This window comes from Streptomyces sp. NPDC004031 (genome assembly GCF_053604375.1).
In genome coordinates this window covers 116,815-135,249 of sequence record NZ_JBSGHL010000008.1, presented here as the reverse complement: position 1 = coordinate 135,249, position 18,435 = coordinate 116,815, and the positions used below count along the sequence as shown (strand labels likewise).

Here is an 18,435-nt window from a genome sequence, read left to right as displayed (position 1 = left end):
TTCCGCGGGAGGGGGCATGCGGCTGTGGTGCGGCCCGCCGGCGGGGCCGGGTCCCGATCGGGATCCGCATGGCGAACTGTCGCCCGGTGGCGGTGGACTTCTGCTAATTCATGGACAGGACGGGCCACTTGAGGAGTTGAGCGTGGAGTACGAGATACAGCTGATCAGCGACGGCGACGGACTGGCGGTTATCGGCGAGCTGACGGCGGTCGAGCGCTTCCTCGTCTCCGAAGGGCTGACGTCGTCCAAGGATCTCGGGCTGCGGCGGCTGCGTTCGGCGCTCGGCAGTGCGGCCGAAGCGGCGAAGCTGGCTTCTGACCTCTCCGCCGAATCCGGGCGCTGGGTGAAGCTGACGAAGGACTCCGCCAAGCTCATCGACAAGTACGGGCTGCGGAAGAACGCCGCAACCGATGTCCTGACCGGTGTGCTGAAGGGGAAGAAAGGGCAGATCAAGGGCTTCGTCGAGTTCGTGAAGGGGCCCGGGGCAGGTCTGGCCAACCCGGGGCTCCTCTCCGGCGCCGCGGGGATCATGGCACAGCTCGCGCTGGAGCAGGCCATGGACGGGATCACCGACTACCTCGCCACCATCAGCGCGAAGGTCGACGACGTTCTCCGCGCTCAGAAGGACGCCGCTCTGGCGGAGATGATCGGCGTGGATCTGATGATCGAGGAGGCGATGGCTGTCCGGGAGACGGTGGACCATGTCTCGGCGGTCACTTGGTCGAAGGTGCAGTCCGCGCCGACGGCGATCGCCTCGACCCAGGCGTACGCGCTACGCCGGCTCGAGGCTCTCGCGGAGACGATGGAACGCAGCGCCAAAATCGGCGATCTCGCAAAGGTGGCCAAGGACGTCGAGACCGGTGCCCAGGAGTGGCTGGCCGTGCTCGCCCGCTGTTTTCAACTGCAGGACGCGCTCGCCGTACTGGAACTCGACCGTGTGCTGAATTCCACTCCTGAGGAACTCGATCGGCATCGCCTCGGCCTGCGAGCGGCCCGGCAGAATCGGCTGGAGCTCATATCCCGGGGCACCGAGCGCCTGGTGGCCCGTATGAAGGCGGCCGCCGAAACGGCCAATGCGAAAGTGCTGCTGCACCCCGCCGCCTCTCCGGGTGTCGTGCACTCGAGCAACCGCGTCGAGACCAGGGTCGTGGACTTCCACCAGCGGCTCGGTATCGAGCGCGGCGGGCGGGAACTGGAGGCACGACGCTGGGGGGAGGCGCTCGCGGAGGTCCGGGACAAGGCGATCGAGAAGGGCGCGGAGGGGGCCGACTCCGCGCGTGCCCTCCGCAACGAGACTCTGAACCGGGCCGGTTCGGTGGCGGGCCGCCTTACCAGTGGAATCGGCGAACGAGTGCGCCGCCTCCGCGGGGAAAGCGAGGAGGACTGATCCCTGACGGTCGCGGTACACCCTCGTCCGATGGCGAAGACCGGGCGGCGGAGATGCGATCCCCGCCGAGGCCCCGGACGCACTGTCCGGGGCCTCCTCCGCTTGTTCGGGTGCTTATGCCTGGGGCAGGCTGCTGATCTGGTTCTCCAGGCGGACGATGTCCGTTTCCGCCTTCGCCAGGCGGGTGCGGATCTTTTCGACGACGTTCTCCGGGGCCTTCGCCATGAACGCCTCGTTGCCGAGCTTGGCCTGCGTCTGGGCCTTCTCCTTCTCGGCCGCGGCGAGGTCCTTGGTCAGTCGTTTGCGCTCGGCGGCGACGTCGATCGTGCCGGACAGGTCGAGGGCGACCGTGGCGCCGGCGATCGGGAGGGTCGCCGTGGGGTGGAAGCCGTCGCCCTCCGGCTGGAGGCGCAGCAGTTGGCGGATGGCGGCCTCGTGCGCGGCAAGAGATGTGCCGGACAGGTCCAGGCGGGCCGGGACCTTCTGGCCGGGCTGGAGGCCCTGGTCGGCGCGGAAGCGGCGCACCTCGGTGATGACCCGCTGGAGGTTGCCGATCTCCGCTTCGGCGGCGGCGTCGCGGAAGCCGCTGTCCGCCGGCCAGTCGGCGATCACGACGGATTCGCCGCCGGTGAGGGTGGTCCACAGGGTCTCGGTCACGAACGGAACGATGGGGTGGAGCAGCCGCAGCGTCACGTCGAGGACTTCGCCGAGGACGCGAGCGGAGACCTTGGCCGCCTCGCCGCCCGCCATGAACGTCGTCTTCGACAGCTCGACGTACCAGTCGAAGACCTCGTCCCACGCGAAGTGGTAGAGGGCGTCGGCGAGTTTCGCGAACTGGTAGTCGTCGTAGTAGGCGTCCGCTTCGGTCACGACCGTGTTGAGCCGGGAGAGGATCCACCGGTCGGTGGCGGAAAGGCGCTCGGCGGAGGGGAGTTCGCCCTCGACCGTTGCGCCGTTCATGAGGGCGAAGCGCGTCGCGTTCCAGATCTTGTTGGCGAAGTTCCGCGACGCCTGGACCCAGTCCTCGCCGATCGGCACGTCGGTGCCGGGGTTGGCGCCCCTTGCGAGGGTGAAGCGCAGCGCGTCGGAGCCGTACGTGTCCATCCAGTCGATCGGATCGACGGTGTTGCCGAACGACTTCGACATCTTCTTGCCGTGCTCGTCGCGGACCATGCCGTGGAAGGCGATGGTGCGGAAGGGGACTTCGCCGTCCATCGCGTACAGGCCGAACATCATCATGCGGGCGACCCAGAAGAACATCAGGTCGTACCCGGTGACCAGGACGGAGTTCGGGTAGAACTTGGCCAGGTCCTCGGTCTGCTCGGGCCAGCCCATCGTGGAGAAGGGCCACAGGCCGGACGAGAACCAGGTGTCGAGGACGTCGGTGTCCTGCTCCCAGCCCTTGCCCGCCGGGGGCTCCTCGTCGGGGCCGACGCACACGGTCTCACCGTTCGGGCCGTGCCAGACGGGGATGCGGTGGCCCCACCACAACTGCCGTGAGATGCACCAGTCGTTGAGGTTGTCGACCCAGTCGAAGTAGCGCTGGGAGAGGTCGGCGGGGTGGATGTCGACCCGGCCGTCGCGGACCGCGTCCCCAGCGGCCTTGGCGAGCGTCTCGACCTTCACCCACCACTGCAGCGACAGCCGCGGCTCCAGCGTCGTCCTGCACCGCGAGCAGTGCCCGACGGAGTGGACGTACGGCCGCTTCTCGGCGACGATCCGGCCCTCGGCCCGCAGCGCGGCCACGATCGCGGAACGCGCCTCGAAGCGGTCGAGTCCCTCGAAGGGGCCGTGCGCGGTGATGACGCCGCGCTCGTCCAGGACCGCGATCGAGTCGAGGTTGTGGCGTCGGCCGATGGCGAAGTCGTTCGGGTCGTGGGCGGGCGTGACCTTGACGGCGCCGGTGCCGAACTCCGGGTCGACGTGGGTGTCGGCGACGACGGGGATCGAGCGTCCGGTGAGCGGGAGTTCGATCAGCTTGCCGACGAGGTGGCGGTAGCGCTCGTCGTCGGGGTGGACGGCGACGGCGGTGTCGCCGAGCATCGTCTCGGCGCGGGTCGTCGCCACGACGAGGCTGTCCTCGCCGTCGCCGTAACGGATCGACACCAGCTCGCCGTCGTCGTCCTGGTAGTCGACCTCGATGTCGGAGATGGCCGTCAGGCAGCGCGGGCACCAGTTGATGATGCGCTCGGCGCGGTAGATCAGGCCGTCGTCGTACATCCTCTTGAAGACGGCCCGGACGGCGCGGGACAGGCCCTCGTCCATGGTGAAGCGGTCCCGGCTCCACGCGACGCCGTCACCGAGGCGCCGCATCTGCCCGGCGATCTGACCGCCGGACTCCGCCTTCCACTGCCAGACCCGCTCGACGAACGCCTCGCGGCCCAGGTCGTGACGGGACTTGCCCTCCTTGGCCAGCTCCCGCTCGACGACGTTCTGCGTCGCGATCCCGGCGTGGTCCATTCCCGGCTGCCACAGCGTCTCGTAGCCCTGCATCCGCTTGCGGCGCGTGAGGGCGTCGATGAGCGTGTGCTCGAAGGCGTGGCCCAGGTGGAGGGAACCGGTGACGTTCGGCGGCGGGATGACGACGGTGTACGCGGGCTTGTCGCTCTTGGCGTCCGCCTCGAAGTAACCGCGCTCTACCCAGCGCTCGTACAGCGGCCCCTCTACTACGGCCGGCGCATATTGGGTCGGCAGTTCGGGGGCGCTGTTCAGCCCGTTTTCGGGGCGCTGGGTGGTGTCAGTCACAACGGCCATTCTAGGGCCGCGCCGCCCCCGCCTCTTCGGAGTGCACGCGAGGCGTGGCACGGTCGGGAGAGCAGGAGTGGCCGCACGAAGGCACTTTACGTGTGACCGAAAACACTCTCGTGCGGCCGGTTCGAGCATACCGCTCCGGCCTGGTGGGGCCGAAATTCCGCGGACGGCCGGGGAATTGTGGTCTTACCTCGCCATTCGGACGGGCACAGGTCGTATTTCGATTCCGGCGCGGAAGTACGTGGGTTTCTACGGGGTGTTCGCCACGTCGGTGGCCGATCGGCTGCGTACGACGTCCGCCAACTCGTCGGCGGACTCGGGGGTGAGGCGGTAGAAGCCCTGGAGGCCGGTCGATCGTTCGAGGCGGCCGTCCACCACGTGCTTCAGGCCGCGGGTCTGCCCTCGGAGGTTGCGCCAGGTGAGCCGGGTGAGGAACTCGCCGGGGAGGGGTACGTCGAAGCGTACGGGTGTGGCGTCCACGTGCACGGCCTGGGCGCCGCAGCCGCCTGCGCCGAGCATCGACCAGTCGGCGTGCCCGGGGTACGCCGGGTCCTGCCAGGTGGCGGGGGCCGCGCCGCAGCAGTCGCGGCGCTCCAGGTCGAGCACGCGCATCCGGCTCACCACGAACACCTCGCAGCGGTTGACGTGCAGGGCGTACACCTCGTCCCCGGCGCGAGTGCGTGACCACTTGGGCAGGGAGGAGTGGATGCCGCTGAAGGCGACCGGCGGTCGTTCGCCCACGCGCCCCGCCTTACGCAGGGCACGGCAGGTGTCATGGGTCCACAGGACGGTGAAGGCGTCGGCCATGCGGTGATCCTACGAACGGGCACTGACAGCGGCCCGGGGAGAAGGGTGAAGGGACGCTGCCCGGCCCTGGCCCGGCTTCCGCCCGGAGTTCGAGCGCCGTTGGTTTTTGCGGTGGTCTCACCGTCTCGGGAGGTGGTGCTCGCCCGATTTCCGCGGTGAAGTGCAGGTGATCGAGGCAATGAGGGAGTCCGAGGCCCACCCCGGCCGCAGTGAATTCCTGAAAGCGTTCCCGGACGGCTTCGGACTCGGGGAGTAGGCACCAGCGGAAGGTAGCCCGCCGGGCGGTCAGCGGACGTGGCGGCCGTCCACGTTCCAGTGGCCGGGGAGGGGCGACTCGCAGAAGACGCAGACGAAGTCGTCCTCACGCACGATGTTGATCTCCTCACAGCCAGGGCAGCGGCGGAACACCACCTCGTGGGTGAAGCCCTCGGGGTGCGCGATACCGGCTCGGTCGAGGGCCGCGGCGACGGTCGGCCATGAGGTGAGGTCGGGGCAGTAGCCGGTCGACTGGTTGCTGACGTCGGTGACCGACCACTGCCCGGCGGGCTGGTGGAAGTCCATCTCGCCCGCGCTGAGGACCGGTGCTCCACCGGCGCAGGACACGTGCTCACTCCGGCGTGGTGCGAGACGCAGCAGGCCATCGGTGCGACCACGAAGGTGAAGGGTTCTGCCCGTTCCGCCGGCCCTTGTGCGGAGACCCAGCGGTCCAGGTCGTCAGGAGTGCGGATGCTCTGGCCCTCGTCGCCGGGCCGGACGCGGGCCTTCAGCTCGGCCGGGCCTACGTACTGATAGCTCCGCGGCTCGGGGGTCACCTCGGCACGCTACCCGCCCGAAGGGCTGGAGCCGAACAAATTACCTCCTCAGGCCCGGGGCTTGTGCAGGCGGCGGAAGGGACGGCTGCGCTGCGGGGAGGTTGGCGTCCCGGCGCAGGCGCCAGAGGAGGACGTCGTTGCAGGGAGCCGGCCGTCGTGAGTTCGCGGTTGTCCACAGCCCTGTGGAGGAGGGCGAGGGGGTCGTTGCGGCAAGACCGGCGGGCCGCCAGGTCTTGGACGCGACGTTCTTCCTCCTCTTCGGAGATGCGGTGGAGCAGCACCGCGTCGAGGGGGATGCTGTGTCCGCGCAGCAGACCGTCGAGAGCGCGGGCCCAGGTGATGTTGCGCGGGTGCCCGTCGAGGAGGACGACGCGCATGGGTCCTTTTCTCCCGGACGCGGCTCGTGCGGTCTTCGGCGTTACTGCGCCACGGGTCCCGGCGACTCCTGTTCGGTGAACACGGCAAGGTAGCGGAACTCGCCCCGCGGCCCGGCTTGCTGGGAGTACGGCTGCCAGCTGAGGGGGTAGGTGCTGCGGAGGGTTCGAGTGTTTCGCGGGTAGCTGCCACCGCCCCAGAGGAGTGTGCCGGTGAGACGGCAGCCCTCGTGGAGGCGGAACTCGCGGTCGCGGGTGTTGTCCTGCTTGGGCGGCATCCACAGGCCGGCCTCGTTGGTGATAAGGAGAGCCAGCCCGTTCTGGTCGGGGCGGTCGCCGAAGCGCTCCAGGCGGGTGATGTCGGTGACGAAGCCGAGGCGGGCCAGGTCGGTGGCCGAATGGGACCTCAGCGCGTAGTCCTCCGGAGGCGACCCGGCTGTGCCGGTCCACTTCGCCGTGCGGTACTTGAACTCGATCGCCGTGCGGGCCGTGGGGCCGATGCAGAGCAGGTCGAGGTACTCGGCTCCGACCGCGTCCGGAGCCTTCTGGCGTACCCCCAGCCGGGAGTGGACGGCGGGCGCCAGTTCCCACAGGGCGCGCGCGAAGCTGTGCTGGAGGTCGCGCTCGGAGTGGAAGACGGGTCGGTCCTGGCGGAACTTGGCCATGACCTTGGACAGTGGCACCTCGGCGGCTACGAACACCTGGGGGCGACCGTAGCGCCGTCAGGAGGCCCGCTTCAGGCGTTCCGTCCAGCCCGACGGCTCCCGCCCCGGGAGCCGATTGTCGTGGTTGGCTCCCACATGGCTCCCAAGCCACCCCGGGAACGGCTCAGGGCCTTGATCCCTGTGAGGATCAAGGCCCTGACCTGCTGCTTACCGAAGTCGGGGTGGCGGGATTTGAACCCACGGCCTCTTCGTCCCGAATCAGTTCAGGCAACCCTCTGGCCGGTGGTAATCCTGGTGCTGACCTGTGAGGGCAGTCCAGCAGAGTCCGTAGAAGTCCGGTGAAGGTCAGGGCCGTTGTAGCGCAGTTAGACACTCACCGCCGTGGGCGCCAGTAGCGGTACGTGCTTCGGGCGCCCACTCCTCCCGGGGAAGGACTCACCAATGGAGCGGCCCACTTGGGGCGCTGTAATCGTCCCCGTCTGTTGGTTCGCGCGTCATGTGCCAGCGTCCGCCGGTGTTGCTCGCTACGCCGTGTTTCCGGAGGTAGGAGAGGCTCGCGCTCACAGTGTCCGGTGAAGTGGCGATCCCGTCTTCGGCGAGTTTGTAAACGATCTCGGTGCGGGTGAGTGGGCTAGGCGTCTCGGCGAGGAGGGCACGTACGGCAGGCGTGATGCGAATCCTCCCGCCCGCCGGCGCTGTCTGGTTGGACCCGGCCTCTGCCGCCCTTGGAACTGGGCTGCCCGTCATCCGAGCCAACGAGAGGGACAAACCATACTCTTCATCCCGTAGACGTTGAAGCCGCTCGGAGGTGCCCACGATTTCGCGCCTGACCTCGGCCAGCCGTGACTGCAGCGCTTCCACCCCTTTCACCCGTCTCAAGCTAGCAGGTGGCGGACCTTGGAGCGCCCTTGACTTGACTTCGGCTGGCGTAATCTCATGAGGGTTCTGCGGAAGTGTCGAGGGATTAAGCGCGAGGAGAGCACCGGCGGATCTTCAAAAAAGCCGCGTCGTGGATCTATTCTCCGGTGGTGGCGGTATGAGTTTCGGCTATCACGCGCACTCTGCGTTCAATCTCATCGGCGCAGCAGACGTTGAAGTGGGGAAGCCCAGTACGGGCCATGGCGCAATCGGATGCAACGACACCTACGCAGCTAATATCAAGATTGATCCACTGGCCGTTGACCTGTCGATTATCTCGGCCGACGAGTTGGCGGAAAAGATGACGGCTGATGTAGATGACATTGAAGTTCTATTGGCCTGCCCGCCGTGCACCGGGTTCTCTCGGGCTATCTCGAAGAATTTGGCAGAAGACGATCCTCGGAACTCTCTTGTAGCCCGCGTCGCGGATCATGTGGCGCGAATGAGGCCGCGAGTTTTCATGAGGGAGAATGTTCCTCAATTGCTCAACGGGAATTTCCGTCATCACTTCAATGCTCTCCGGGAAAACCTTCAGGGCATGGGATACAAAGTTCGTGCTTCATCTCATTCCCTGTCGCGATTTGGGCTACCGCAGCAGCGGGATCGAGTCCTCGTTGTCGCGGTGGCTTCTGATCTCCCGCTCTACACTTTGGAAGACCTCTGGCGAGGATACGAAGTAAGCTCTGAGGCCGTTACCGTACGACGGGCAATTGCCGATCTGCCCGAGATTTCCTCTGGCGCCACTCATCCAGGGGATCCCAACCATACAAGTACCCTTCTCGGAGGTGAGTCGCTTGAGAGAATCATGGCGATGCCTCACGACGGCGGCAGTTGGCCCGACCTTCTGGGAAACCCGGATACGGAGAAGTACCTCATCCCGTCCGTGTGGAAAGCCGTTGTGCGAGGCCGCCTGAATTCGTATTGCGATGTCTACGGCCGTATGGCTTGGGATAAGCCTGCTCCCACGATCAAGCGTGAATGCTCGCATGTTGGCAATGGGCGTTACTCGCATCCGGAGCAGGACCGACAGTGTACGGTGCGTGAGCTTGGTCTCTTGCAAGGGTTCCCGGCTGACTACCGCTTTGTCGGTAGCAGTCGAAAGAACCTGTATCGTCAGATCGGCGACGCGGTCCCCCCTTTGGTTTCTTACCAGCTTGCATGGGTTGCCAACTGGATTCTGACCGGCGAGAAGCCAGATCTTGAGCAGGTGGTTTTGCCAAATACCTCTTTGCGCATGGATGACTTCGTTGCCACGGAAGATGCTCAACTCACACTGGTGTGAAGAGCGTCATTTCGTCGACATTCGGTTTGGAAACAATCCATGTCCCATGGTGAATGCAATATCTTTTCTGGTACCAGAGCCGGACTTTTTCCACGCTGGAATCCAGGAGCATTCTGAAAACCTTATCTCCGGCGGTCGGGTGCAGGAAATTGGCGCCGAAGCTAATTCCTGGTTTCCCTCCTCGGCTCGTTTTGGCGAACATCTCCGGAACGGCTGAAGCGAAGCAATCGAGCAAGATTTTTTTCGGCACCTCTTCCAAGGTATAAAAAAAGCTGTCCGGACGTGTTTCGGCGCGCAGTACGAGAATTCGGTCGTATCCTTCCATGTGTCTAGGGAGGCGCTCGCGAACCTCGGCGGCGCAAACGTCTGCTGTGGTCGCCTCTCTAACCCAGCGGGCCTCGGAGAATTTTTCGATCTTCACTTGGGTGCGGCTGAGGCTTTTGGCGGCTTCCGTCTTGAGGGAAAGCCGCTCGCCATTGCCGAGCACGTCATAAGCGGACTCGCCAGGAGCTGGGTTCAAGTCGGCCTCGTCGTGTCCTTGGGTGATTAGGCATCGCTTAATCACGTATTCAAATGGCTTCTTGCTGAGCGGCTCTTCATGGTTCGAGTGATGCAGACTGAGTAGGTTGCGCATTTCTTCGGCGAATGGTATATCTACGATGCTGGATTCAGTTCCCGCGATGAACTGGACTGGAATGTGAAAGCTCTTCACTACTGATGCCACGGTGTTAAGTTGCCGCAGCGAGAGGGCATCAAGCCCGTTGGTGATGTCGTTGGTGACGCGCTCACGGTCGCTTCGCATGGGCTGAGGCTACGATCACCGGTGCCAGCTCGTCGAAACAGGGCCCCCGGGGAGGCTCCTCCGCTGGCCTCTCAAGGTGGGTTACCAGTGCTGTGACCGCATGGGTTCGCCGGGTGGCGCGAACCCCACCGGGATGCCTGGGCGCGCCTGGGATGATCGCCGACATGTTCGAAGAGAAGTTGGATGCGCTCTCACGGATGATGGCCGAGCACATGGCCCGGCCGTTCCCGCCTGGCTTCCGTGGCTTGGACGTCGAAGATCAGGACATGGTGATGCTCGATGCGGACGCCTGCGGCTACGCCACGAGCGTCCTCAAAGGACCTCTCACCGATCGGCACCGCGCAGGCCTCACGCGTCTGACGGCGGTGTTCGGCAAGGTCCTCCCGGCGATCGAGGACGAGTACGCAATTCAGTACTACGCGCACGTGCGTGGCATGGCCGTGCTGGCCGCTGAGGTCGAGAACCTGCGTGAGAAGTAGTGCCCCTGAGCGGGGCAGTCGGCGCGACAGTCCCCGTGGCGGTTGGGTGCTGCGGTGACCGTCCGATCCGACCACTGGGGGTGTGATGGCTGAGCCTGTCCGTGTGCGCAGACTGACCGACCAGGAGGGTCAGAAGCTCCAACAGATCGTGCGTCGGGCAGAACCAGTTCGGTGCGGTTCCGGCGCGCGATGATGCTGCTGGCCTCGGCCGGCGGGAATCGGGTGCCGGTGATCGCCCAACCGGTGCAGGCCGACGAGGACACCGTCCGCGAGGTGATTCACCGCTTCAACGAGATCGGCCTGGCCTGCCCGGATCGGCCGCGAGGCGTTACGGTGCCTGCTCGCCCGCCGCGGCATCACCTTCCAGCGCACCAAGACCTGGAAGGAGTCACCGGACCCCGAGCGCAACGCCAAGCTCGACCGCATCAAAGAGGTCCTGGAACACTTCCCCGACCGCGTGTTTGCATTCGACGAGTTCGGGCCGCTCGGCATCCGCCCCACCGTCGGCTCCGGCAGGGCCCGTGCCGGTCACCCCGAACGGCACCCCGCGACCTACCACCGCACCCACGGCGTCCGCTACTTCCACGGCTGCTGCTCGATCGGCGACGACACCCTGTGGGGCGTCAACCGACGCAAGAAGGGCACCGCTTCGCGTGTGCTCAGCCTGAGCCGCAGTGTCGTTTACGAGTTGATCCGCGCTGGACGTCTTCGGACGGTCAAGCAGGGGCGGACCCGACTCGTTCCGCAGCCCGCCATCACCGAATACGTCGCGCTCTTGGAGCGCGAAGCCCGAGGAGGGAAATGAGCAAGCGTCGCGCCCATGGCGACGGCGGGCTGTACTGGAGTGAGAAGCGGCAGCATTGGATTGCTGCCGCCTCACTCGGCTACGACACCAGCGGGAAGCGCATAGTGCGGCGGGGGAGCGGCCGGACGAAGACCGAGGCGAAGAACAAGCTCAAGGAAGTTCTGCGGGACTACGAAGACGGTCTAGCCATCGCCCCCACGAGCTACACGGTGGAGAACGCGGTGAACGACTGGCTGATGTTCGGGCTCGCCGGCCGACACGAGAAGACCGTGGAGACAGCCGCCGGGCTCAGCCGGACTCACGTGATCCCCTCGCTGGGCGCACGGAAGCTTCGGGATCTGAGTGCGGAAGACGTGGATTGATGGCTTGCTGAGAAGGCCAGGACGCTCAGTACGAGCACCCTGCAAGGCATCCGTTCCTGCCTGAACCGCTCGGTTAAGCGGGCCATGGCGCGAGACAAGGTCAAACGGAACGTCGTTGAGCTGTGCCAGGTTCCCAAGGGTCAGCCCGGTCGGCCGTCGAAGGCGCTGACCTTCGCTCAGGCGGAAGCTGTGCTCACGGCGGCTGCGCGCACTCACATGCACGCGTACATCGTCGTCTCGCTTCTCACCGGCGCCCGCACCGAGGAGCTGCGGGCTCTTACGTGGGACCACGTCTTCCTCAAGGGGGACCCGGAAGCGGACCTGCCCATCCCGCCGTACATGGCTGTGTGGCGCTCTGTGCGGTCCGGGGGAGACACGAAGACCCGGAAGTCCCGCCGCACGATCGCTCTGCCCGCGCGCTGCGTGGAGGCGCTGTGGCAGCACTGGGAAGACCAGGGCTGGGACCGGCTTGCCGCCGGCGACGGCTGGGAGGAACACGGCCTGGTCCTCGCCTCTGCGGTCGGGAAGGAGCAGGACGCCTCCCACGTACGCCGGGCCTTCCGGGGCGGCGCTCAGCAAGGCTGAGGGGATCGACGCCGCCGAGTGGACGCCTCCGGAGCTCCGGCACAGCTTCGTGTCGCTGCTCTCGGACAACGGGGTGCCGCTGGAGGAGATCTCCCGGCTGGTCGGGCACCCCAGCACGGCCGTCACGGAGGAGGTCTACCGGGAGCAGATCCGGCCCGTCATCCAGACCGGCGCGGTAGCCATGGACCGCATCTTCGCCCGTGATCCGAAACCGTAGACACTCACTTTGACACTCAGCACGAATCAGGGCCCCAGACTCGATGAGTCTAGGGCCCTGACCTGCTGCTTTGGAGTCGGGGTGGCGGGATTTGAACCCACGGCCTCTTCGTCCCGAACGAAGCGCGCTACCAAGCTGCGCCACACCCCGGTGCAACGGGGTTAACTTTAGCGGACGCGGGGCTGAGGGCGAAATCCGGTTTCCGGGGTGGGGGTCAGGGTCAGGAGGGTGGCCTCGGGGGGGCAGGCGAAGCGGAGGGGGGTGTAGCGGTTGGTGCCGCAGCCTGCGGAGACGTGGAGGTAGGAGGTGGAGCCGGTCGCGGTGTGGGTGGAGAGGCCCTTGACGCGGTCGGTGTCGAGGTCGCAGTTGGTGACCAGGGCGCCGTAGAAGGGGATGCAGAGCTGGCCGCCGTGGGTGTGGCCGGCCAGGATGAGGGGGTAGCGGTCGGCCGTGAAGGCGTCCAGGACGCGCAGGTAGGGGGCGTGGACCAGGGCGAGGGTGAAGTCGTCGGACGGGTCGGGGCCGCCGGCCACCGCGGAGTAGCGGTCGCGCTTGATGTGCGGGTCGTCCAGGCCGGTCAGGCCCAGGACGGGGCCGTTGTCGAGCTTGACCTGGCCGCGGCTGTTGCTCAGGCCCACCCAGCCCGCGGCGTCGAAGGCGTCGCGCAGGTCGCCCCAGGGGTTGCGGATCACGCCGTGCGCGCTGTGGCTCTTGCCGTTGAGGCCGTGCTGGCCGCGGGCCTTCTCGACGAGGTAGCGCCCGGGGTTGCGGAACTTCGGGCCGTAGTAGTCGTTCGAGCCGAAGACGTACGTGCCCGGGAAGCGCATCAGCGGGCCCAGCGCGTCCAGCACCTCGGGGACGGCGGTCGGGTCCGAGAGGTTGTCGCCGGTGTTCACGACCAGGTCGGGGCGCAGGCCCGCGAGGGACTGGAGCCAGCGGGCCTTCTTGCGCTGGCCGGACACCATGTGGATGTCGGACACCTGGAGGATGCGGATCGGCCGCATCCCCCGCGGGAGCACCGGGACCTCCACCCGGCGCAGCCGGTAGGACCTCGCTTCGAATCCCGCCGCATAGGCCAGACAGGCCGCGCCTGCCGCCGTCACACCCAGGGGTACTCCGTATCGCGCGCGCATGCCTCCATCGTGTCAGAGTCGCGGTGACTCTTAATACGGGGCGGTGCCCGTCCCGGGGTGCGAAAATCGACGGCATGACCACGACCCTCAAGCAGCGGCTCAAGGACGACCTCACCTCGGCGATCAAGGGCCGGGACGAGCTGCGTTCCGCGACTCTCCGGCTCACCCTCACCGCCATCACCAAGGAGGAGGTCGCCGGCACCACCGCCCGGGAGCTGTCCGACGACGAGGTCCTGACGGTGATCGGCCGCGAGGCGAAGAAGCGGCGGGAGGCCGCGGAGGCGTTCGAGCAGGGCGGCCGCGCGGAGTCCGCGCAGCGTGAGCGGGAGGAGGGCGAGGTGCTCGCCGCGTATCTGCCGCAGCAGCTCACGGACGAGGAGATCGCCGCCATCGTGCGGGACGCCATCGCCGAGACCGGCGCGCAGGGGCCGAAGGGCATGGGGGCCGTGATGAAGGTCGTCAACCCGAAGGTCGCCAAGCGCGCGGAGGGCGGCCGTGTCGCCGCCGAGGTCAAGCGCCAGCTGGCCGCCGGCTGAGCCCCTCCCCGTACGCAAAGCACAGGTAAGGGGCGCCCCCCATAGGAGGGCGCCCCTTACCTGTGGCTCACCGACCCGCCGTTACGGGCCGTTCCCGCCGCGGCCGTTTCCGCCGCCGCCCTTGTTGTCGCCGCCCCCGCCGTTGAACGGCGGGAAGCTGAAGTCCGGAGGAGTCGGCACGCCGCCGCCGTTGGTCGGGGGCTGCTGGTTCTGGCCCTGGCCGGGGTCGTTGTTGCGGGGGACCGAGCCGGGCAGCTGCACCGTGATGAAGTGCTCGTTGTCCGTGCCGTCCAGGGCGCCGGACATCGCGTCCTTCCAGATCGGCGCGGGGCCGGTCGCGCCCTCGACCTTCTGGAAGGTCTCCGGGCCGATCTTGACCTTTATGCCGCCGTGGCCGTGGCCGTCGCCGCCGTTCTCCTTGGCGCCGTACTGCATCGACAGGCGCTTGCCGCCGGGGCCCGCGCCGAACGGGTCGCCCAGCCAGACCGCGGAGGCGAGCTGCGGGGTGTAGCCGGCGAACCAGGCGTCCCTGCGGTCATCGGTCGTACCGGTCTTGCCGGCCGTGTCGCGGCCCGGCAGGTCGGCCTTTGAACCCGTACCGTCGTCGACGACGCCCTTGAGCATGCTGTTGATCGTGTCCGCGGTGTTCTGCGACATCGCGCGGCTGCACAGGCTCTTCGGCACCTGCATCGCCTTGCCGTCCGGGCCCTTGACCGCCTTGATCACGATCGGGGTGCAGTAGACGCCCCGGTTGGCGAAGGCGGCGTAGGCGGCGGCGACGGACAGCGGCGAGACCTCGTTGGTGCCCAGGGTCAGCGAGGCGCCCTGGATCATGGCCCTGCCGTCGGCCCGGACGATGCCGAGCTTGCCCGCCATGGTGACGACCGGGCACAGGCCGACGTCTGCTTCCAGCGCCACGAAGTAGGTGTTGATCGAGTGCTTGAGCGCGTCGGGCATCGAGTACGGCCCGACCTCGCTCGGGCTCTCGTTCTGCGTGCCCTCGTCGGGCCCGGCGTGGATGGTCTCGCCCGAGCAGTTGGTGACGTCCGGGTAGCGGTCCATGTGGTAGGGCGACTCGTACGCCTGGTCGGGCTTGAACCCGGCCTCCAGGGCCGCGGCGGCGGTTATCGGCTTGAAGGTCGAGCCCTGCTGGAAGCCGACGCTGCTGCCCATGGCCTTGTCGACCGACAGGTTGATCTGCGTCTGGTTCTTGCCGAAGCCGTACGGCTTGCTCTGGCCCATGGCGACGACCTCGCCCGTGCCGGGGCGCACCATCGTGTCCGCGGCGACGAACTTGTCGCTCTGGTAGACGTGCTCGCTCAGGCCCTTGAGCAGCGACTTCTGCGCCTTGGGGTCGAGCGTCGTGGTGATCGTCAGACCGCCGGTGTCCCACGCCTTCTGCCGGTCGGCCTTGGTCTTGCCGAAGGCGGCGTTCGTCAGGAACGTGTTGCGCACGTAGTCGCAGAAGAAGCCGGCACCGTTGACGGCGGTGATGCAGCCGTTCTTCGAGCCCTTGTAGTTCAGACCCAGCGGCTGTTTCTGCGCGGCGGCCGCCTGCGCCGGGGTGATGTCACCGAGCTGGCCCATCCGCATGAGCACCGTGTTGCGCCGGGCGAGGGCGGCGTCCGGGCTGGTGACCGGGTCGTAGCGGCTGGGCGACTGCACCATGCCGGCCAGCATCGCGGCCTGGGGCAGGGTGAGCTTGCTCGCGGAGGTGCTGAAGTAGCGCTGCGAGGCGGCCTCGATGCCGTAGGCCTGCTCGCCGAAGAAGGTGATGTTGAGGTAGTTCTCCAGGATCTTCTTCTTGCCGAGCTCCTTCTCGACCTGGATCGCGTACTTCATCTCCTTGATCTTGCGCCCGATCGTCTGCTGGGTGGCCTGGGCGACCTTGTCGGGGTCGTCGCCGGCCTCCTCCACGAAGACGTTCTTGACGTACTGCTGCGTCAAGGTGGACGCGCCCTGGGTGCCGCCGTCGGAGGCGTTGTTGCTGAGGGCGCGCAGGATGCCCTTCAGGTCGAGGGCGCCGTGCTCGTAGTAGCGCGCGTCCTCGATGTCGACGATGGCGTTCAGGATGTTCGGGCTCATCTTCTCGATCGGGACGACCGTGCGGTCACGCGAGTAGACCGTGGCGATGAGGCCGCCGTTGCGGTCGAGAATCTTCGAGGCCTGGCTCAGCGGCGGGGCCTTCAGCTCACCCGGCAGGTCGTCGAAGCCCGAGGCGGTGCCCTTGGCGGACAGGCCTATCGCGCCGACCGCGGGCAGTGCGATGCCCGCCAGGACGGCGCCGGCCAGAACACTGACGCCGAGGAACTTGGCGGCCTGCTGGGCCGAGGACAGCCCCCCGCCAGAACGCTTGTGAGCCATGAAGGCAGCCTACGTGGCGAATCCCCGGACGTACGCCCAGGTGTTCGCCTAGTCTGTAACAGACAGGGTGCGAACGTCGGCGCGCCCGTGTCCACAGTCCGCCTTCGTCATCACTCGTGTGGGTGATGGCTGTTGGCGTGCGCGCGCATATGGCGCCCACATATGGCGTAGGGCGCCCCATATGCCCGACGCGCACCTGCGGTCACTCCGTTGGGTGATCTGCCGCGCACGCATAGTCCATTCGGGCCATGCAAGATTGGGCCTGAAAGGGCTGTTGCGCCGCGCCTACCTTCCGTAACGTCCTCATCTGGCAGCGGTGAATATGCCGCGTGCCGCCGTGGGGGAGCCTCGAATTCGGGAGAGGACGGCGCCAGCATGAGCAGCTGGGTTACCGACTGGAGCACGCAGGCGGCTTGCAGGACGACGGACCCGGACGAACTCTTCGTCCAGGGCGCGGCACAGAACCGGGCGAAGGCGGTGTGCACCGGATGCCCGGTACGCACCGAGTGCCTGGCGGACGCGCTCGACAACCGGGTCGAGTTCGGGGTGTGGGGGGGTATGACCGAGCGCGAGCGCCGGGCGCTGCTGCGCCGCCGCCCAACGGTCACATCCTGGCGCAGACTGCTGGAGACCGCGCGGACCGAGTACGAGCGCAGCACCGGCCTGCTGCCGCTCGGCGACGAGGACGACTACGCCGCGGCGGGCTGACCTCCCGCCTCCGGCTTCAGCTCGGCTCCGCGCCTCCGGCTCAGCCCGGCCCCGCGTCCTCCTCGCGTCCTCGCCCTCGCCCGCGCTCCCGCTCGAACGAGGATCAGGCCGCGGTCGGCCCCTCCGCGAGTTCGTCCCCGATGGCCCGCAGGCCCTCCAGGTCGTGCACATCGCCCGGCAGGGCGGTGACCTCTACCATCGGCACCTCCGGGTGGACGGACACGAAGCGGTCGCGGGTGCGTCGTTCACGCGCGACCACCTGCATGCGTTCGGCATGGAGGCGCAGCAGACCCGCAGCGAGCCGCTCGGTGCCGGCCGTGGCGGTGTCGCCCGCGCCCTCGGTTGTGTCGGCCGTACCGGCGTCGTCCGGTCGGTCCTGCCGGGAATCAGCATGCCCGGCCCCGTGATCCACAATGCGGCGGTCCGGATTTTTTTCGGTGAGAGCCACGTCACGCTCACCGGTCCGCGCCGTGTGCGCGCTCTCCTCCGCAGCTTCCGCCGCCGCGTCCTCCAGCGCCTCCGCGGCCGCGAGCGCCCGTTCCGCCGTCAGCTGGGCCGCGCCGCTGCCGTGCACCCGGTTGAGGACGAGCCCGGCGAGCGGCATGTCCTCGTCGGCGAGCCGCTCCACGAAGTACGCCGCCTCGCGCAGCGCGTCCCGCTCCGGGGCCGCGACGACCAGGAAGGCCGTACCGGGCGCCTGGAGCAGCCGGTACGTGGCGTCGGCGCGGGTGCGGAAGCCGCCGAACATGGTGTCCATCGCGGCCACGAAGGTCTGGATGTCGCGCAGCAGACCGGCGCCCATGACCTTGTTGAGGGTGCCGGTCATCATCGACATCCCGATGTTCAGGAACTTCACCCCGGCCCGGCCGCCGACCTTCGCGGGCGCCATCAGCAGTTTGATGAAGCGGCCGTCGAGGAAGGAGCCGAGCCGCTTGGGGGCGTCCAGGAAGTCCAGCGCGCTGCGGCTCGGCGGGGTGTCGACGATGATCAGGTCCCACGCGTCCTGTGCGCGCAGCTGGCCCAGTTTCTCCATCGCCATGTACTCCTGCGTACCGGCGAATCCGGCCGACAGCGACTGGTAGAACGGGTTCTCCAGGATGGCCCTGGCGCGCTCCGGGTCGGAGTGCTGGACCACGACCTCGTCGAACGTCCGTTTCATGTCCAGCATCATCGCGTGCAGTGAGCCGCCGGCCGACCGATCGATTCCAGCCACCTCACGCGGTGTGTTGTCCAGCTCGGTCAGTCCCATCGACTGTGCGAGCCGCCGCGCCGGGTCGATGGTCAGCACCACCGCGGTACGGCCGCGCTCGGCCGCGCGCACGCCCAGCGCCGCGGCGGTCGTGGTCTTGCCGACGCCGCCGGAGCCGCAGCACACGACGATCCGGGTCTTCGGGTCGTCGAGCAGCGGGTCGATCTCCAGCTCGGGGCTCTCCAGGCTCATGTCACCA

13 protein-coding genes, 1 tRNA gene and 3 pseudogenes are annotated in these 18,435 nt (G+C 67.5%); 8 read left to right on the top strand and 9 right to left on the bottom strand.

Annotation, left to right across the window (positions count from 1 at the left end; translation table 11 throughout):
* Positions 1-142 precede the first annotated feature (142 nt).
* Positions 143-1,387 carry a hypothetical protein gene (locus tag ACWERV_RS07380; RefSeq protein WP_452929902.1) on the top strand — a complete coding sequence of 415 codons (1,245 nt, stop codon included), beginning with the start codon at positions 143-145 and terminating at the stop codon, positions 1,385-1,387.
* Positions 1,388-1,501: 114 nt separating this feature from the next.
* Here ACWERV_RS07380 and ACWERV_RS07375 read toward each other — a convergent pair whose 3' ends face one another.
* The 4 genes and pseudogenes from ACWERV_RS07375 to ACWERV_RS07360 all read right to left on the bottom strand — a co-directional run bounded on the left by ACWERV_RS07375 (position 1,502) and on the right by ACWERV_RS07360 (position 6,832).
* Entirely contained in the window at positions 1,502-4,141 is a 2,640-nt protein-coding gene (locus tag ACWERV_RS07375; RefSeq protein WP_452929899.1) for a valine--tRNA ligase, read from the bottom strand.
* A 246-nt stretch (positions 4,142-4,387) separates the two neighbouring features.
* Positions 4,388-4,945, bottom strand: a complete 558-nt coding sequence (locus ACWERV_RS07370; RefSeq protein WP_452929896.1) for a hypothetical protein — start codon at positions 4,943-4,945, stop codon at positions 4,388-4,390.
* Positions 4,946-5,230: 285 nt separating this feature from the next.
* Positions 5,231-5,757 (bottom strand): annotated as a pseudogene (locus ACWERV_RS07365) (hypothetical protein).
* Positions 5,758-6,175: 418 nt separating this feature from the next.
* A complete protein-coding gene (locus tag ACWERV_RS07360) occupies positions 6,176-6,832 on the bottom strand; it encodes a hypothetical protein (protein ID WP_452929894.1) in 657 nt (218 codons plus the stop codon).
* Positions 6,833-7,805: 973 nt separating this feature from the next.
* On the opposite strand from ACWERV_RS07360, the gene ACWERV_RS07355 reads away from it, so the two are divergent.
* On the top strand, positions 7,806-8,996 hold the full coding sequence (locus tag ACWERV_RS07355) for a DNA cytosine methyltransferase (protein ID WP_452929891.1): 1,191 nt from the start codon (positions 7,806-7,808) through the stop codon (positions 8,994-8,996).
* Here ACWERV_RS07355 and ACWERV_RS07350 read toward each other — a convergent pair.
* Positions 8,983-9,798 carry a hypothetical protein gene (locus ACWERV_RS07350; RefSeq protein ID WP_452929888.1) on the bottom strand — a complete coding sequence of 272 codons (816 nt, stop codon included), beginning with the start codon at positions 9,796-9,798 and terminating at the stop codon, positions 8,983-8,985. The genes ACWERV_RS07355 and ACWERV_RS07350 overlap by 14 nt on opposite strands.
* A gap of 164 nt (positions 9,799-9,962) precedes the next feature.
* Between ACWERV_RS07350 and ACWERV_RS07345 the strand changes: the two genes are divergently transcribed.
* The 4 genes and pseudogenes from ACWERV_RS07345 to ACWERV_RS07330 all read left to right on the top strand — a co-directional run bounded on the left by ACWERV_RS07345 (position 9,963) and on the right by ACWERV_RS07330 (position 12,246).
* The gene (locus tag ACWERV_RS07345; RefSeq protein ID WP_452929885.1) at positions 9,963-10,277 is read left to right on the top strand and encodes a hypothetical protein; all 315 of its coding nucleotides are present in this window, start codon (positions 9,963-9,965) and stop codon (positions 10,275-10,277) included.
* Positions 10,278-10,362: 85 nt separating this feature from the next.
* Positions 10,363-10,944: pseudogene (locus ACWERV_RS07340) on the top strand (helix-turn-helix domain-containing protein); the annotation flags it as partial.
* The gene (locus ACWERV_RS07335; RefSeq protein ID WP_452930038.1) at positions 10,933-11,082 is read left to right on the top strand and encodes an excisionase family DNA-binding protein; all 150 of its coding nucleotides are present in this window, start codon (positions 10,933-10,935) and stop codon (positions 11,080-11,082) included. The pseudogene ACWERV_RS07340 and the gene ACWERV_RS07335, both read left to right, overlap by 12 nt.
* Positions 11,079-12,246, top strand: a pseudogene (locus ACWERV_RS07330) (tyrosine-type recombinase/integrase). Before ACWERV_RS07335 ends, ACWERV_RS07330 begins: the two are co-directional and overlap by 4 nt.
* A gap of 76 nt (positions 12,247-12,322) precedes the next feature.
* On the opposite strand, the gene ACWERV_RS07325 reads toward ACWERV_RS07330, so the two are convergent.
* Positions 12,323-12,396: transfer RNA gene (locus ACWERV_RS07325), tRNA-Pro, on the bottom strand.
* Positions 12,397-12,413: 17 nt separating this feature from the next.
* A complete protein-coding gene (locus ACWERV_RS07320) occupies positions 12,414-13,379 on the bottom strand; it encodes a metallophosphoesterase (protein WP_398175836.1) in 966 nt (321 codons plus the stop codon).
* A 74-nt stretch (positions 13,380-13,453) separates the two neighbouring features.
* Here ACWERV_RS07320 and ACWERV_RS07315 point away from each other — a divergent pair, with 74 nt between their 5' ends.
* A complete protein-coding gene (locus ACWERV_RS07315) occupies positions 13,454-13,915 on the top strand; it encodes a GatB/YqeY domain-containing protein (RefSeq protein ID WP_452929882.1) in 462 nt (153 codons plus the stop codon).
* 81 nt (positions 13,916-13,996) lie between these two features.
* On the opposite strand, the gene ACWERV_RS07310 is transcribed toward ACWERV_RS07315, so the two are convergent.
* The gene (locus ACWERV_RS07310; protein ID WP_452929879.1) at positions 13,997-16,279 is read right to left on the bottom strand and encodes a transglycosylase domain-containing protein; all 2,283 of its coding nucleotides are present in this window, start codon (positions 16,277-16,279) and stop codon (positions 13,997-13,999) included.
* 375 nt (positions 16,280-16,654) lie between these two features.
* Here ACWERV_RS07310 and ACWERV_RS07305 point away from each other — a divergent pair, with 375 nt between their 5' ends.
* The gene (locus ACWERV_RS07305; RefSeq protein ID WP_398175842.1) at positions 16,655-16,987 is read left to right on the top strand and encodes a WhiB family transcriptional regulator; all 333 of its coding nucleotides are present in this window, start codon (positions 16,655-16,657) and stop codon (positions 16,985-16,987) included.
* Between the two features lie 103 nt (positions 16,988-17,090).
* On the opposite strand, the gene ACWERV_RS07300 is transcribed toward ACWERV_RS07305, so the two are convergent.
* Positions 17,091-18,428 carry an ArsA family ATPase gene (locus ACWERV_RS07300; protein WP_452929876.1) on the bottom strand — a complete coding sequence of 446 codons (1,338 nt, stop codon included), beginning with the start codon at positions 18,426-18,428 and terminating at the stop codon, positions 17,091-17,093.
* Positions 18,429-18,435: the final 7 nt, after the last annotated feature.